The organism is Pseudomonas protegens (assembly GCF_003363755.1).
Lineage (GTDB): Bacteria > Pseudomonadota > Gammaproteobacteria > Pseudomonadales > Pseudomonadaceae > Aquipseudomonas > Aquipseudomonas danubii.
Map to the genome: position 1 here is coordinate 2,903,831 of NZ_CP031396.1, position 15,798 is coordinate 2,919,628.

At 62.1% G+C, this 15,798-nt stretch carries 14 protein-coding genes; 5 read left to right on the forward strand and 9 right to left on the reverse strand.

Annotated features, from left to right (window positions below; all coding sequences use genetic code 11):
- Positions 1-75: 75 nt before the first annotated feature.
- The 8 genes from DWF74_RS13005 to bioB form a co-directional block, all read right to left on the reverse strand.
- Positions 76-1,368: a GGDEF domain-containing protein gene (locus tag DWF74_RS13005; RefSeq protein ID WP_102861949.1), complete on the reverse strand. Its 1,293-nt coding sequence runs from the start codon at positions 1,366-1,368 to the stop codon at positions 76-78.
- A gap of 219 nt (positions 1,369-1,587) precedes the next feature.
- Entirely contained in the window at positions 1,588-3,393 is a 1,806-nt protein-coding gene (locus DWF74_RS13010) for a phenylacyl-CoA dehydrogenase (protein ID WP_102861950.1), read from the reverse strand.
- 299 nt (positions 3,394-3,692) lie between these two features.
- Entirely contained in the window at positions 3,693-3,989 is a 297-nt protein-coding gene (locus DWF74_RS13015) for a pyrroloquinoline quinone biosynthesis protein PqqE (protein WP_102861951.1), read from the reverse strand.
- Between the two features lie 107 nt (positions 3,990-4,096).
- Positions 4,097-4,777, reverse strand: coding sequence for a dethiobiotin synthase (gene bioD, locus DWF74_RS13020; protein ID WP_115581080.1), 681 nt, complete (start codon positions 4,775-4,777; stop codon positions 4,097-4,099).
- Positions 4,774-5,586, reverse strand: coding sequence for a malonyl-ACP O-methyltransferase BioC (bioC, locus tag DWF74_RS13025; RefSeq protein ID WP_115581081.1), 813 nt, complete (start codon positions 5,584-5,586; stop codon positions 4,774-4,776). The genes bioD and bioC overlap by 4 nt, the downstream gene beginning before the upstream one ends.
- Complete coding sequence (locus DWF74_RS13030; protein WP_115581082.1) at positions 5,579-6,310, reverse strand: alpha/beta fold hydrolase; 732 nt, start codon at positions 6,308-6,310, stop codon at positions 5,579-5,581. The genes bioC and DWF74_RS13030 overlap by 8 nt, the downstream gene beginning before the upstream one ends.
- Entirely contained in the window at positions 6,303-7,481 is a 1,179-nt protein-coding gene (gene bioF / locus DWF74_RS13035; RefSeq protein ID WP_115581083.1) for an 8-amino-7-oxononanoate synthase, read from the reverse strand. Before bioF ends, DWF74_RS13030 begins: the two co-directional genes overlap by 8 nt.
- A 132-nt stretch (positions 7,482-7,613) precedes the next feature.
- Positions 7,614-8,669 (reverse strand): biotin synthase BioB, encoded by a 1,056-nt coding sequence (gene bioB, locus DWF74_RS13040; RefSeq protein ID WP_102861956.1) that lies wholly within the window; start codon positions 8,667-8,669, stop codon positions 7,614-7,616.
- Between the two features lie 91 nt (positions 8,670-8,760).
- Here bioB and DWF74_RS13045 point away from each other — a divergent pair, with 91 nt between their 5' ends.
- The 5 genes from DWF74_RS13045 to rarD all read left to right on the forward strand — a co-directional run bounded on the left by DWF74_RS13045 (position 8,761) and on the right by rarD (position 14,588).
- Entirely contained in the window at positions 8,761-9,501 is a 741-nt protein-coding gene (locus DWF74_RS13045; RefSeq protein ID WP_115581084.1) for a ComF family protein, read from the forward strand.
- Positions 9,502-9,565: 64 nt separating this feature from the next.
- Positions 9,566-10,372: a TOBE domain-containing protein gene (locus tag DWF74_RS13050; protein WP_115581085.1), complete on the forward strand. Its 807-nt coding sequence runs from the start codon at positions 9,566-9,568 to the stop codon at positions 10,370-10,372.
- Positions 10,373-10,414: 42 nt separating this feature from the next.
- On the forward strand, positions 10,415-12,316 hold the full coding sequence (locus tag DWF74_RS13055) for a PhoX family protein (protein ID WP_115581086.1): 1,902 nt from the start codon (positions 10,415-10,417) through the stop codon (positions 12,314-12,316).
- A gap of 158 nt (positions 12,317-12,474) precedes the next feature.
- Complete coding sequence (locus DWF74_RS13060) at positions 12,475-13,449, forward strand: serine/threonine protein kinase (protein WP_102861960.1); 975 nt, start codon at positions 12,475-12,477, stop codon at positions 13,447-13,449.
- 251 nt (positions 13,450-13,700) lie between these two features.
- Entirely contained in the window at positions 13,701-14,588 is an 888-nt protein-coding gene (rarD, locus tag DWF74_RS13065) for an EamA family transporter RarD (protein ID WP_115581087.1), read from the forward strand.
- A gap of 225 nt (positions 14,589-14,813) precedes the next feature.
- Here rarD and DWF74_RS13070 read toward each other — a convergent pair whose 3' ends face one another.
- Complete coding sequence (locus DWF74_RS13070; protein ID WP_016964741.1) at positions 14,814-15,332, reverse strand: glycine cleavage system protein R; 519 nt, start codon at positions 15,330-15,332, stop codon at positions 14,814-14,816.
- Positions 15,333-15,798 lie beyond the last annotated feature (466 nt).

The following is a 15,798-nucleotide window of genomic DNA, read 5'->3' on the forward strand; positions in this document are numbered from 1 at the left end:
GCAGGTTTCTCCAACCTACTGCCGCCGTCCTCAGCCTGCCAATGACGTTCAAGTCGCTGAATGCGCCATCATCACTCAACCCGCAGCCGTATCCATGCGCACTGCGCCACGGCGATTCTGCCCGAAGGCCATGACACAGTTACGCCCCGCACCCTTGGCGCTGTAGAGCGCCTGGTCGGCGGACTTGAGCACTTCTTCGGGGGTCCGGTGCTCCATCAGTCGCTCGGCGACACCGATGCTGATGGTCACCGAAACACTGGATGCCGCTGCAACGCCACGGCGTTGGCGGCCTTGCTGGTCGTCCTGGGGGCGATTGTCCTGATTGCGCAACTGAATGTTGTAGGTAGCGATGATCTCGCGAATCATCTCCAGGTGCGGCATGCACTCGTCCAGGGTCTTGCCGGCAAATACCACGGCAAACTCTTCCCCTCCGTAACGATAGGCGCGCCCACCACCAGTGACTTTTGACAGCTTGCTGGCCACCAGACGCAGCACCTGATCCCCGACATCGTGACCGTGGGTGTCGTTGAATTTCTTGAAGTGATCGACGTCAGTCATGGCCAGCACATAATTGCGACCCAGACGCTGCATGCGCTCATTGAGCGCCCGGCGCCCCGGCAAGCCGGTCAACTCGTCACGGAACGCCATCTGGTAAGCCTCATGGGCCACCGCCGCAGCAATCATCAACATGACCTGACTGCACATGATGTTCAGGGTGAATGGCAGGATGAACGTCTTGGGCAGCATCCAGAACAAACCCAGCAAGCCCACCAACTGCGCTGCGTGCAGCGGTCGCGGACTGCGCCAGTACTGGATCGCCAGCAGCAGGAATGCCGCGAAGAATACCGGATAAGACAACTGGATCAGACTCATCCAACTGCCATGCAAAGCCGGCCAACGGATCTCTGCCAGCCAGTTCAGCAACGCCTGTGGGTAACTCTGCTCCAGGCCCAGGGCGACGCTGCCAAACGCCAATAACACGGCAAAACGCGCAACCATGTCCTGAAACAGGTGGGTACGCTCCTGCCAGGCTGCGAACAGGCCAAACAACAAGGGGAGCAAAAGGCAGCAAAGGTGGAATACCACCGCGGCATCTTCGCGGACCCTGCCGTTATCCCGGTAGAAATCGGTTTGGGTATCCAGCAGAAAATAGGCGATGTACACCGTGACCATCAAAAACAGCTCACGCTGGCGCCGGTACACAGCGCAATAGGCTCCGCCAAGCAACAGCACCAGCGTTGGTAGCACATTGAACAGCGAAGTGAAGAAGACGTTGAGGTCCTTGACATAAGCGGCCGCCAGCCCCGCAAGCAAAAGCAGCAAAGACGGTAGGAAATGACTGAAACGTACAGCGGAAGAACGCGGCAAGGGTAAAACTCCGACCCGGCTGATCAATAGATGGCATTGTGCCTTCATTTATTGAAGTTAAGCACACGCGGTGTGACAGACATCACATTGCCATCTCTTTAACGGCAGGAAATCGCTTCTGCTTAGCGATTTAGTCGGGAATTTTCATGAAGATTCTGCAGACACAAAAAAGCCGCTCGACCCGGAGGGCGAACGGCTTTCTGAAAGGTCCGGTAAGGCTTAGTAGGCCAGGCCGAAGTCCTCTTCCTTCATGTCCATCAGGTTGTTGGCGCCCGACAGCATGGTTGCAACGTGAGTGCGGGTACGCGGCAGGATGCGCTGGAAGTAGAAGCGCGCAGTCTGCAACTTGGCCGTGTAGAAAGCCTCTTCGGTAGTGCCGGCTGCCAGCTTTTCAGCCGCCAGACGGGCCATGTCGGCCCAGAAGTAGGCCAGGCAGGCATAACCGGAATACATCAGGTAGTCCACCGAAGCAGCGCCCACTTCTTCACGGTCCTTCATCGCGGCCATGCCCACTTTCATGGTCAGCTCGCCCCATTCCTTGTTCAGTGCCGCCAGCGGAGCGACGAATTCCTTAACGGCTTCGTTGCCTTCGTTGTTCTGGCAGAACTTGTGGACGATCTTGGTGAAACCCTTGAGGGCCTCGCCCTGAGTCATGAGCACTTTGCGGCCCAGCAGGTCCAAAGCCTGGATGCCAGTGGTGCCTTCGTACAACATCGAGATACGGCTGTCGCGAACGTTCTGCTCCATGCCCCACTCGGCGATAAAACCGTGGCCACCGTAGATCTGCACACCGTGGTTGGCGGACTCGAAGCCGACTTCGGTCATGAATGCCTTGGCGATCGGAGTCATGAAAGCCAGCAGTGCATCGGCTTTCTTCTTCTCTTCTTCGTCCACACCGTATTTGACGATGTCGACCTGCTTGGCAGTGAAGTACACCATCGCCCGGTTACCTTCGGCGAAGGCTTTCATGGTCAGCAGCATGCGACGTACGTCAGGGTGCACGATGATCGGGTCCGCGGCCTTGTCCGGCGCTTTCGGGCCAGTCAGGGAGCGCATTTGCAGACGGTCGCGAGCGTATTTCAGGCCACCCTGGAAGCCGATCTCGGCGTGGGCCAGGCCCTGCAGAGCGGTGCCCAGACGCGCGGTGTTCATAAAGGTGAACATGCAGTTCAGGCCTTTGTTCGCCGGGCCGATGAGGAAACCGGTGGCCGCGTCGAAGTTCATCACGCAGGTGGCGTTACCGTGGATGCCCATCTTGTGTTCCAGGGAACCGCAGCTGACCGCGTTGCGCTGGCCGACACTGCCGTCAGCGTTAGGCAGGAACTTGGGCACGATGAACAGCGAAATGCCTTTGGTGCCGGCCGGTGCGTCCGGCAGACGGGCCAGAACGATATGGACGATGTTGTCGGCCATGTCGTGTTCACCGGCGGAGATGAAGATCTTGGTGCCAGTGACCTTGTAGGAACCATCAGCCTGAGGTTCGGCCTTGGTGCGCAGCATGCCCAGGTCGGTGCCGCAATGCGGCTCGGTCAGGCACATAGTACCGGTCCACTCGCCGGACACCAGCTTGGTCAGGTAAGCCTCTTGCTGCTCAGGAGTACCGTGCTCGGAAATCGTATTCATCGCGCCGTGGGACAGGCCTGGGTACATGCCCCACGACCAGTTGGCTTCGCCGACCATTTCGCTGACTGCCAGGCCCAGGGATTCAGGCAGGCCCTGACCACCGTGCGCGACGTCGTGAGCCAGGCTTGGCCAGCCGCCTTCAACGAATTGCTTGTAGGCCTCTTTGAAGCCAGTCGGGGTCTTAACGCCGGATTCACTCCAGGTGCAACCTTCCTGGTCGCCCACACGGTTCAGCGGCGCCAGTACCTGCTCACAAAACTTCGCACCTTCCTCGAGAATGGCGTCAACCATGTCCGGAGTGGCGTCCTGGCAAGCCGGGAGGCTCTGATAGTGCGCCTCATAGCCGAGCAGTTCGTCACGAACGAAGCGAATATCACGCAAGGGGGCCTTGTAGTCAGGCATAGCGATAAACCTCTGCTGATGTAACCGGGAATGAACAACCGCGTTGATTTTTTATAGCGGTCAAACAGGTGTTTGAAACATACGTTTAGGCCCAAATCTTGTCAAGCGTCGCTCCCATGCCTTTCGTCATCGAAACAAAATGCACGCGCAGGCAAATACCCACAGCGCTGCCGTGAAGTGTAGAAGCCGGCTCGCCGACGATCAGTTACACAAAGAAATGAAGAAGAGGAACCACAGAAGGGAAAGGCATGAGCAAACGCCCGCCTCGCGTGAGAGAAGCGGGCTTTAGTGCAGAGTGATCAAGCGTAGGTATCGATCAGGGTACCGAGTACCTCATCAGAGGCCTTGGCAACTTTGACGCCCAGTTCCACCTGGACCTTGCCCATGGACATCTCGACCATACTGCTGGCCAGGTCCGAACTCTGGCTGCGATCAACGCCCCGTAGGCGATTGACCGAATCCGCCGACGCCTGGCTGTCGGCAGAGCGCTCAACGGCGCTGCTGGCGATCTGGCTGGAACCTTGATCGACACGATTCTGCCCAGTCTGAATCGCGTTCAGTCCGGCGTAGAAAGCGCTGTTCCCGGAAATTTCCATAAGAGAACTCGACCTTGAAAATGAATGACAGGTGTTATTGAAGCAGACCTGTCAAAAAAACACCCGTCAAAAACACTAATGGCAATATGCCTTGCCATAGGCAAAATCTAGTCCAGCAGATCCAACTGCAGGTGTTCGGCCACTGCCTCGGCACTGGCTGACTTGAGTCGCGGCACTCGGCCCAGGCACGGCGCAGGCAGGCGCTCCGCCAAAGTCGCGAGGTTTTCTTCCAGACGAGAGGTCTTGGGATCAATGATATTGGCCACCCAGCCCGCCAGTTGCAGACCGTCCTGAGCAATGGCCTCGGCCGTCAACAACGCATGATTGATGCAGCCCAGTCTTACGCCCACCACCAGAATCACCGGTAAGCCCAGCGCCATGGCCAGATCCGACAGGTTGTCCTGATCCGCCAGGGGCACTCGCCAGCCACCCGCGCCTTCGATCAGGGTGAAATCCGCCCCCTTGCCCAGAATGTGGCGCATGGGCGTCAGCAATGACTGCACCGTCAATGCCACCCCGGCCTCTCGTGCCGCCAGATGCGGTGCGATGGGCGGCTCGAAGGCGACCGGATTGACCTCTTCATAGCTCAACGGCAACGACGACTGCGCCAGCAATGCCAGAGCATCGGCATTGCGCAGGCCCTTGGCGCTCAACTCGCACCCGGAAGCCACAGGTTTGCCTGCCGCGGTACTCAGCCCGGCCAGCCGCGCCGCATGCAACAGTCCCGCGGCAATGGTGGTTTTACCCACATCGGTGTCGGTGCCAGTAATGAAATAGGCAGCACTCATAGCGGTTTCTCCAACACGGCATACACCACCTGATAGGTCGCCGGCAGCCCCTGGGGCTGACGAAACCCCTCGTAAGCCTCGATCAACCCGGCGATACGCGCGCGTCCGGTGAGGCCGCCGGGACGACCTGGATTCAGATTGTGTGCACCCAAGGCTTTCAACTCATGGGTCAGACTACGCACATCCGGGTAATGCAGGACATGGGGAACGCTCTCCAGGCTACGTACGTGCAAACCACTGGCATCGCACAAGTGGCGATAGCGTGCGAACTCACGAAAGCGATTGACGTGGACCTGCCCATCGACCCGCCCCCAGCTCTCACGCAGCTCCTGCAAAGTGCCGACGCACAGACTGGCAAAAGCCAGCACACCGCCCGGCTTGAGCACCCGCTGGGCTTCACTGAGCACGGCAGCAAAGTCGGCACACCACTGCACCGCCAGGCTGGAGAAAATCAGCTCGCAGCTGCTGCCCTGCAACGGCAGGCGCTCAGCATCTCCAGCGAAAAAGTGCTCGGCGCCACCCAGGGGCCGCGCGTGCTTGAGCATGCCCTCGGCAATATCCAGGGCCAGCCCCTGACTGCCGGCGAAGCGTGCCCCCAGCACTCGACTGAAATGCCCCGTACCACAGCCCAGGTCCAGCCAGCGCGCAGGCGTCCAGCCTTCAGGCAAACGGCTCAGCAATTGCTGGCCGACCGTGCGCTGCAACTCGGCAACGCTGTCGTAAGTGGCTGCGGCGCGGGAAAACGAAGCCGCCACCTGACGCTTGTCAGGCAGGCCTGCGGGTAAGACAGGAACAGACAAATCAGTCATCGCCGGACTCATGCAAAAAAGCCTGGATCGCCCCTGCCACTCCGTGGGGGTCCTCCAGAAGAAAACCGTGGCTGGCCTGCTCGATCAGGCCAACTTCTATATCCGGCAGCAATACCAGCAACTCGGCGGCCGCCTCGGCAGGCACCAGAGCATCCAGCCCGGCGAACAGGTGCAACTGCGGGCCACGAAAAGCCAGCAAGGCTTCGCGCGTATCCAACTGCGCCAACAACTCCAGACCCGCCATCAGCACCGCACCCGGCGTCGCCGGCGCCCCGCCCAGCAGCATCCGCGACAAGCCGCGGGGATCGACGGCGCCCTGGGCACACAGCAGGGAAAAGCGCTTGAGGGTGGTGCGCGGATCAGCGGCGCAGCCGGCCAGGAAGCCGTCAAAGGTCTCAGCGGCCATGGCACTGGACCATTGCTCGTGAGCAACGAAGCTGGGATTGCTGGCCAGGGTCAACAAACCGCAGCAGCGCTCGCCGCGTCGGGCCGCCAACTCCGCGACGAGCATGCCGCCCAGGGACCAGCCCCCCAGCCAGGCGTCATCCGGCAGCGCATCGTCGAGCTCGTCCAGCCATGCCTGCAGATCGCTGGACGTCAGCTCCGGCAGGGGCTCGATCTCCACCCGCAAGTGTTCATCCAGCCCCTGCAAAGCGGCAGCCAAAGGTTCCAGGGGCGACACCCCCAGCCCCCAGCCCGGCAACAGGATCAGTCGATCACGCATGGCTAGGCCTCGTTTGCAGTTCACTGAAACAATCCGCCAACGCGCTTAACAATAGCTGGACCTGCGCCTCGCTGTGGGCGGCGGACAACGTCACCCGCAGCCGCGCACTGCTGGCCGGCACGGTCGGCGGACGGATGGCGGTAACCATGATCCCCCGCGAACGCAGCATCCGTGACAACTCCATGGCCCGGGCACTGTCGCCCACCATGATTGGCTGGATCGGGGTAAAGCTGTCCATCAGCTCCAAGCCAATCTGCTCGGCCCCCAGCCGGAACTGACGAATCAGATTCGCCAGGTGCTCACGCCGCCAGTGCTCGCTGCGTAGCAACTCCAGGCTCTTGCGCGTGGCGCAGGCCAGTGCCGGCGGTTGGCTGGTGGTATAGATGTAGGGCCGGGCGAACTGGATCAGTGTTTCGATCAACTCCTCACTACCGGCGACAAAGGCCCCAGCGGTACCGAAGGCCTTGCCCAAGGTGCCCACCAGCACCGGCACTTCATCCAGCCCCAGGCCGAAGTGTTCCACCAGCCCGGCACCGTTGGCCCCTAGCGGACCAAAGCCATGGGCATCGTCCACCATCAGCCAGGCACCGCGGGCCTTGGTTTCCCGGGCCAGGGCCGGCAGGTCGGCGACATCGCCGTCCATACTGAACACCCCATCAGTGACCACCAGGGTGTTGCCAGTGGCCTTCTCCAGGCGTTTGACCAGGCTCCCTGCATCGTTGTGCAGATAGCGATTGAAGCGCGCACCAGAGAGCAGGCCGGCATCCAGCAGGGAAGCGTGGTTGAGACGGTCTTCCAGCACCGTGTCACCCTGCCCGAGCAACGCCGTGACCGCACCGAGATTGGCCATGTAGCCCGTGGTAAACAGCAACGCCCGCGGGCGCCCCGTGAACTCGGCCAGGGCTTCTTCCAAAGCGTGATGGGGAGCGCTGTGACCGATCACCAGATGGGAAGCGCCGCCGCCCACGCCCCAGCGGCTGGCACCAGCGCGCCAGGCTTCGATCACCTGCGGGTGATTGGCCAGGCCCAGGTAGTCGTTATTGCAGAAAGCCAACAATGGCTGGCCGTCCACCACCACTTGCGGCCCCTGAGGGCTTTCCAGCAGCGGACGCTGGCGATACAGATGTTCAGCACGACGGGCTGCAAGCCGTGCTGCGAGATCAAAAGACATGCTGGCCTCGATATTGGCTCACAGACACATTACCCGTAGGAGCTGGCTTGCCAGCGAAACAGACGACGCGAAACCCGTCGCACTTGCGCCGTTCACGGGGTTCGCCGGCCAGCCGGCTCCTACCACAGAAGGTCAGACGGCAGCGTTGTAGAACTGCTCGCTGCTCTTCTGCTCCACCAGGGCCTGCTCGATGGCCGCCTGATGCACTTCGTCGGCGTGCTCTTCCCGGGCTTCGGGCTGGATGCCCAGGCGCGCGAACAACTGCATGTCCTTGTCGGCCTGCGGGTTGGCGGTGGTCAGCAGCTTGTCGCCGTAGAAAATCGAATTGGCACCGGCGAAGAAGGCCAGGGCCTGCATCTGCTCGTTCATTGCTTCGCGGCCGGCAGACAGGCGCACGTGGGATTGCGGCATGAGGATCCGTGCCACGGCGAGCATGCGGATAAAGTCGAATGGGTCCACGTCCTCAGCGTTTTCCAGCGGCGTGCCGGCCACCTTCACCAGCATGTTGATCGGTACCGACTCCGGGTGCTCCGGCAGGTTGGCCAGCTGGATCAGCAGGCCGGCGCGGTCGTCCAGGGACTCGCCCATGCCGAGAATGCCGCCGGAACAGATCTTCATCCCGGCGTCACGCACGTAGGCCAGGGTTTGCAGGCGCTCGCTGTAGGTGCGGGTGGTGATGATGCTGCCGTAGAACTCCGGCGAGGTGTCGAGGTTGTGGTTGTAGTAGTCCAGGCCGGCCTTGGCCAGGGCCTCGGTCTGGTCCTGATCGAGACGGCCCAGGGTCATGCAGGTTTCCAGGCCCATGGCCTTCACGCCTTTGACCATCTCCAGCACATAGGGCATGTCCTTGGCCGAAGGGTGCTTCCAGGCGGCGCCCATGCAGAAACGCGTAGAGCCGATGGCCTTGGCCCGAGCGGCCTCCTCCAGCACCTTCTGCACTTCCAGGAGCTTTTCCTTTTCCAGGCCGGTGTTGTAGTGGCCGGACTGCGGACAATATTTGCAATCTTCCGGGCAGGCGCCGGTCTTGATCGACAGCAGGGTCGAAACCTGGACCCGATTGGCATCGAAATGCGCGCGGTGCACCGTCTGCGCCTGGAACAGCAAGTCATTGAATGGCTGGACGAACAGGGCTTTGACTTCAGCCAAAGTCCAGTCATGACGCAGGGTAGCGGTGGTGCTGGCGCTCATGGGCGATTCCTTGATTATGCTTGGCAAGCGGCGCAGGACAGGGAAAGTCCACAGCCGCAACACGGATGTTCGGCATATTTAAGGAAGAGCCATGCACTGTCAACCCGAATACAAAGGACCAGTTTACATCTGGTCAAAAAACAAACAACTCTGTTTGCTTTGCGATGAACCCAGCGATTCAGCCCTGGCCCTGTGCAGTTCATGTCAGGACGAACTGCCCTGGCTCGGCGCTCAATGCTCGGTCTGCGCCCTGCCCCTGCCCGCCGCCAGCCTGACCTGTGGCCAGTGCCTGCAACGTCTCCCCGCGTTTCGACGGGTCATCGCCCCCTGGCGTTACGATTTTCCGGTGGACAGCCTGATCAGTCGTTTCAAACATCATGAAAAGTGGCCTTTTGGCCGACTGATGGCCGAACTTCTCAGCCAATTCCTTCACTATCGCTACGATGAAGGCCTGCCCCGGCCAGACTGCCTGCTGCCGGTGCCGCTGTCCCGTCGACGCCTGCGCCAGCGAGGCTTCAACCAGGCCGGCATGCTGGCCCAGTGGCTGGGAGAACACCTGCAACTGGCGGTGGAGCCCTTTCTGCTGCTGCGTACCCAGGACACCCCGGCACAACAAGGCCTGGGGGCACGTGCCCGTCAGCGCAACCTGCGCCAGGCCTTCGCCCTCGCCGCCGACGCGCCTGTGGCCGGCCGCCACCTGGCCCTGGTGGACGACGTCCTCACCACAGGTGCCACTGCCCAGGCCCTGGCCCGGTTGCTGATCAATGCCGGCGCCCGTCAAGTGGATGTCTATTGCCTGGCCCGAACCGCAAGACCCGACACCCCCGACTGACTTGACTCTCATCGCTCAAACCGCAAACTCCCTGTCCATCTTCAGTGCCCAAAGCGTCCCTGCCATGTCCTTGCCCACTCTGTTGACCCAGCACATCGCCCGCCGCCCGCAACGCATCGCCCTGCTGCAACACATTGCCGAACAGGGTTCCATCACCCGCGCGGCCAAAAGCGCCGGCCTGAGCTACAAGGCCGCCTGGGATGCCATCGATGAGCTCAACAACCTGGCTCAGCGCCCGCTGGTAGAGCGCAACGTCGGCGGCAAGGGCGGTGGCGGGGCCAAACTCTCCGCCGAGGGCGAACGCGTGCTGCGGCTTTACCAACGCCTGCAAGCACTGCAGGCCCAAGTGCTGGAAGCCGCAGAAGATGCCAGCGATCTCGATCTGCTGGGGCGCCTGATGCTACGTACCAGTGCCCGCAACCAGCTGCACGGCAAGATCCGCGAGATCGCACCTCTAGGCTGCAATGACCTGATCAGCCTGGAACTGCCAGAAGGCCTGCTCCTCAAAGCGCAGATCACCCACGACAGCACCCAGCGCCTGGAACTGGAAACCGGCACTGAAGTGGTGGCCTTGATCAAGGCCGGCTGGCTGGACCTGCACCCTGCCGACGCCCAAGTAACAACTGGACACAATTGCCTGAGCGGGACCGTCGAGCAGATTCTCGACGCCGAAGACGGCCCCTGCGAGGTGCGCATCACCCTGCCCAACGGCCAGACCCTCTGCGCCCTGGCCGAGCCGCACCGGCTCAAGACGCTGGAAATGACAGAGGGCAAACCGGTCCAGGTGCAGTTCTCTGCCTCCCATGTCCTGCTCGGCACCCCCGCTGTAAGCGGAGTGCGACGACTTCAGGCTGCAACATATTCGTCATAGGCGCTCATTAAGGTGGCTGCAAAAACCCGCAGGGAGCCTGCTATGAGCCTGTTAGAAGAAGACCAACCCACCGACCTGGAACAGATGGTCGGCCTCAGCCGCCGGGGTTTCATCGGTGCCGGTGCCCTGTGCGGCGCCGCCCTGTTTCTCGGTGGCGGACTGCTCGGCCGCAGCGCCCTGGCCACCAGTGTCAGCGCCGGCAACAGCCAGCTGCTGGGTTTTGCCGGCATTGCCGCCGCCACCAGCGACAACATCACCCTGCCGGCGGGCTACAAATCCTCGGTACTGATCAGTTGGGGCCAGCCGCTGACCAAGAACGGGCCGGCCTTCGACCCCAGCGGCAATGGCACCGCCCAGGCCCAGGAAGTGCAGTTTGGCGACAACAACGACGGCATGAGCCTGTTCGCCTTCCCGGACGACAAGCACCGGGCACTGATGGCGATCAACAACGAATACACCAACTACCGCTACCTCTACTCCCACGGCGGCCAGCCGCAATCGGCCGAGGACGTGCGCAAGGCCCAGGCCAGCGAAGGGGTGTCGGTCATCGAAGTGCAGCGCAAGAACGGCCAGTGGCAGTTCGTCCAGGGTTCACGCTACAACCGGCGCATCCACGGCAACACGCCAATCCGCCTCAGCGGCCCTGCCGCCGGTCACGACCTGCTCAAGACCGCTGCCGACCCCAAGGGCAGGAAAGTCCTCGGCACCTTCCAGAACTGCGCCAACGGCAAGACCCCCTGGGGCACCTACCTGACCTGCGAAGAGAACTTCACCGACTGCTTCGGCAGCAGCAACCCCGAGCAGAAGTTCGACGCCGCGCAGAAACGCTACGGCGCGGTGGTGACCAGCAAGGACATCAACTGGCACCCCCACGATCCGCGTTTCGACCTGGCCAAGAATCCCAACGAGCTCAACCGTCACGGCTGGGTGGTGGAAATCGATCCCTTCGACCCGCAATCGACCCCGGTCAAACGCACCGCCCTGGGCCGCTTCAAGCATGAAAACGCGGCCCTGGCGCAAACCCGCGACGGCCGCGCCGTGGTCTACATGGGCGACGATGAGCGCGGGGAATTCATCTACAAGTTCATCAGCCGCGACAAGATCAACCACCGCAACCCCAAGGCCAACCGCGACCTGCTGGACCACGGCACCCTGTACGTGGCGCGCTTCGATGCCGGCGACGGCAACCCGGACCGTCCCAAGGGCCAGGGCCAGTGGATCGAGTTGACTCACGGCAAGAACGGCATCGACGCCAGCAGCGGCTTCGCCGACCAGGCCCAGGTACTGATCCAGGCACGCCTGGCGGCCAGCGTGGTCCAGGCCACGCGCATGGACCGCCCGGAATGGATTGTGGTCAGCCCCAAGGACGGCCAGGTCTATTGCACCCTGACCAACAACGCCAAGCGTGGCGAAGACGGCCAGCCAGCAGGTGGCCCCAACCCGCGGGAGAAGAATGTCTACGGACAGATCCTGCGCTGGCGCACCGGCGGCGACGATCATGGCGCGATGAGTTTTTCCTGGGACCTGTTCGTGGTCGCCGGCAACCCCGCTGTGCATGCCGGCCAGCCCAAGGGCGGCTCCTCCAACATCACCCCAGATAACATGTTCAACAGCCCCGACGGCCTGGGTTTCGACCAAGCTGGACGCCTGTGGATCCTCACCGACGGCGACTACAGCAACAGCGGCGATTTTGCCGGCATGGGCAATAACCAGATGCTCTGCGCCGACCCGGACAGCGGTGAAATCCGCCGTTTCATGGTCGGACCTGTGGGCTGCGAAGTCACCGGGATCGCCTTCGCCCCGGACCAGAAGACCCTGTTCGTCGGCATCCAGCACCCGGGAGAAACCGGTGGTTCAACCTTCCCCGAGCACCTGCCCAACGGCAAGCCACGCTCCTCGGTGATGGCTATCACCCGGGAAGACGGCGGCATCATCGGCGCCTGAACCCGCCCCGCGCCAAGCCGGCTCCTACGTCCGTAGCAGCCGGCTTGGCGGCCAACCTGGCGCCCGGCCGAACCACCAGCAAACCCTCCCCCGCTGGCTCCCCGTCTGCGTTACCATGCTTGGCCGGACGCGGCAGCCTGCTGCGCGCAGGAGTAAGCATGTCGCACCCGTTTGAAACACTGACCCCCGACCTGGTTCTGGACGCCGTTGAAAGCATCGGTTTTCTCAGCGACGCCCGCGTGCTGGCGCTCAACAGCTACGAAAATCGCGTCTATCAAGTCGGCATCGACGAAGGCGAACCGCTGATCGCCAAGTTCTACCGCCCCCAGCGCTGGACCAACGAAGCGATCCTGGAAGAACACCGCTTCACCTTCGAACTCGCCGAGTGCGATGTGCCGGTGGTCGCACCGATCATCCACGACGGTGCCAGCCTGTTCGAGCATGCGGGCTTTCGCTTCGCCCTGTTTCCCCGACGTGGCGGGCGCGCGCCCGAACCGGGCAACCTGGATCAACTCTATCGCCTCGGGCAGTTGCTCGGTCGCCTGCATGCCGTGGGCGCCACCCGCCCCTTCGAGCACCGCGAAGCCCTGGGCGTGAAGAACTTCGGTCATGACTCACTGGCGACCCTGCTGCAAGGCAACTTCATTCCCAAGAGCCTGCTGCCGGCCTACGAGTCCGTGGCCCGGGACCTGCTCAAGCGGGTGGAAGAGGTCTACCAGGCCACCCCGCACCAGAACATTCGCATGCACGGCGATTGCCACCCCGGCAACATGATGTGCCGCGACGAGATGTTCCATATCGTCGACCTGGACGACTGCCGCATGGGCCCGGCGGTGCAGGACCTGTGGATGATGCTGGCCGGCGACCGCCAGGAGTGCCTCAGCCAGCTCTCCGAACTGATGGACGGCTACAGCGAGTTCCATGATTTCGACCCGCGGGAACTGGCCCTGATCGAACCGCTGCGAGCCCTGCGCCTGATGCACTACAGCGCCTGGCTGGCACGACGCTGGGACGATCCGGCCTTTCCCCACAGCTTCCCCTGGTTCGGCAGCGAACGTTACTGGGGGGATCAGGTCCTGGCCCTGCGCGAACAGCTGGCGGCCCTCAACGAAGAACCTCTCAAACTGTTCTGACCCTGCCTGCAGGCGCTGGCTTGGCAGCGAAGAGGCCCATGCGGTCGCCTTCGCCGGCAAGCCGGCTCCTACAAGAATCCGCCTCGATACAACGCCAACCGCAGGAGCTGGCTCGCCAGCGAAGAGGCCCGTAAGTTCGCCTTCGCCCACCAGCCCTCCCCCGCAGAAACGGGCGGCGCAAAAGTCAGGACATGTCCTGACAATTGTCCTTACAATCCCGTCTTCGTTAGCTGCCTAAGCAAGGACTCTGCATGCAAGCCGCCAACCCGCGTCGCGGGTACATCCTGGGCCTGACCGCCTACATCATCTGGGGTCTGTTTCCGATCTACTTCAAAGCCATCGCCAGCGTTCCGGCCGTGGAAATCATCGTCCACCGGGTACTCTGGTCGGCGCTGTTCGGCGCTGTGTTGCTGATGGTGTGGAAACATCCCGGCTGGTGGCGCGAGCTGCGAGAAAACCCCAGGCGCCTGGCCATCCTGGCCCTGAGTGGCACCCTGATCGCCGGCAACTGGCTGACCTACGTCTGGGCCGTGAACAATGGGCGCATGCTTGAGGCCAGCCTGGGCTACTACATCAATCCCCTGATCAATGTGCTGCTGGGCATGCTGATTCTTGGCGAACGCCTGCGGCGCATGCAGTGGCTGGCGGTGATCCTGGCGGCGGTGGGCGTGGCCCAGCAAGTGTGGCAAGTAGGCAGTTTGCCCTGGGTCTCACTGATACTGGCACTGAGCTTCGGCTTCTATGGCCTGATCCGTAAACAGGCCCCGGTCAAGGCCTTGCCCGGGCTGGTGGTGGAAACCTGGATGCTGGTGCCCATCGCCATGGCCTGGCTGCTCCTGCACCCCGAAGCCAGCAGTGCCCATGCCGCCTTCTGGACCAGCTCCGAAGCCTGGTGGCTGGTAGCCGCCGGCCCGGTCACGCTGATCCCGCTGGTGTGCTTCAACGCCGCGGCTCGACACTTGCCCTACACCACCCTGGGCTTCCTTCAGTACCTGGCGCCAACCCTGGTGCTGCTGCAAGCGGTGCTGCTGTTTGGCGAACACCTCTCCTCCAGCACCTTGCTGGCGTTCATGTTCATCTGGGCCGGCCTGGCGGTGTACAGCGTCGATGCCTGGCTCAGCCTGCGCGGCCGCCGCTGATCAATAAACGTACAACGCCCTGCAGGCCAGGCCATTCGTGGCCTGCAGCGGTTCTTCCCAAGGTTATCCACAACCTGATCCCCGCCGTTTGTGCACAAGCCCTTGAAACTGCTGGTTTTTTGATCAGAGCGCGCTAAGCCGCGGCTGCACTGGGCTGGCGACAGGTCTCTACAGGTTATCCACAGGCGCATGCACGGATTACTGGGATAACCTGCGGGACGGTGTTCAGACCTCGCTGCGCAGCACCAACTCCACCATCAGATCGTCGGCCAGGGTTTCCAGGCGCGACTGCAATACCTCCAGGGACAACGTCAGGGGCACCGCCAGAATCGCCTCGGCATGAAACAACGGCTCGCTGCTCATGGGCGCTGGGCGCACCTCGGTTACCAGCCGTTCGAGGTTGACCCCCTGCTCCGCCAGCAAGCGGGTGATATCCCGGACGATTCCCGGACGATCATTGCCCACCAGCTCCATGGCGATGGGTTTCCAGGTGCAGGACTGCTCGATGCCGCTTTCGGCGATCAATACCCGGATGCCCTGGGCGGAGAGCCCCTGCAAGGCATCCACCAGCTCATCGTAGGCCTCGGCCGGGACCCCGACCCGCAAGATGCCGGCAAACTGCCCCGCCATGCGCGACAGACGGCTTTCCAGCCAGTTGCCGCCGTGCTCGGCGATGCACTGGGCAATACGCTCGACCTGTCCGGCCTTGTCCGGGGCGAAAACCGTGAGAACGAGATGGTCCATGGCGCAGCCCTCTTTGCTTGATGAAAGAGCAATTATAGGCAGCCTCACTCCCCGCGCCTTCCAACCCACATCGCAGCAGCTTGCGTAGGCGCTGGCTTGCCAGCGAAAGTGCCCGCAAGGCCGACGCCCCCCCGAAGGCCCACTCGCCGGCAATCCGGCTCCTACGTGGGCGCGCAGGGCAAAACACAAATCGTGTACAACTTTTTGTATTTATATGGAACAATCCACCAGCTTTTTTGAGAACATCACGTTCCCCAGCGTGACCGCACTGCATTCTTAAGTCGCGGAACGACGTATTTAGTCTAATTTTCACAAGCGCAATTCATCATGTAGTATGCCGCAGCGCGCACTACATAACGTTGGAACGATGTCTGCCAAGGCCTGATCGCAACCCTCGCAACCGCCCATCAGCAAGGCTCCGCCGTTGATTGGAAGCACCCAGCCGCCAGCAATGGCATGTACTGGT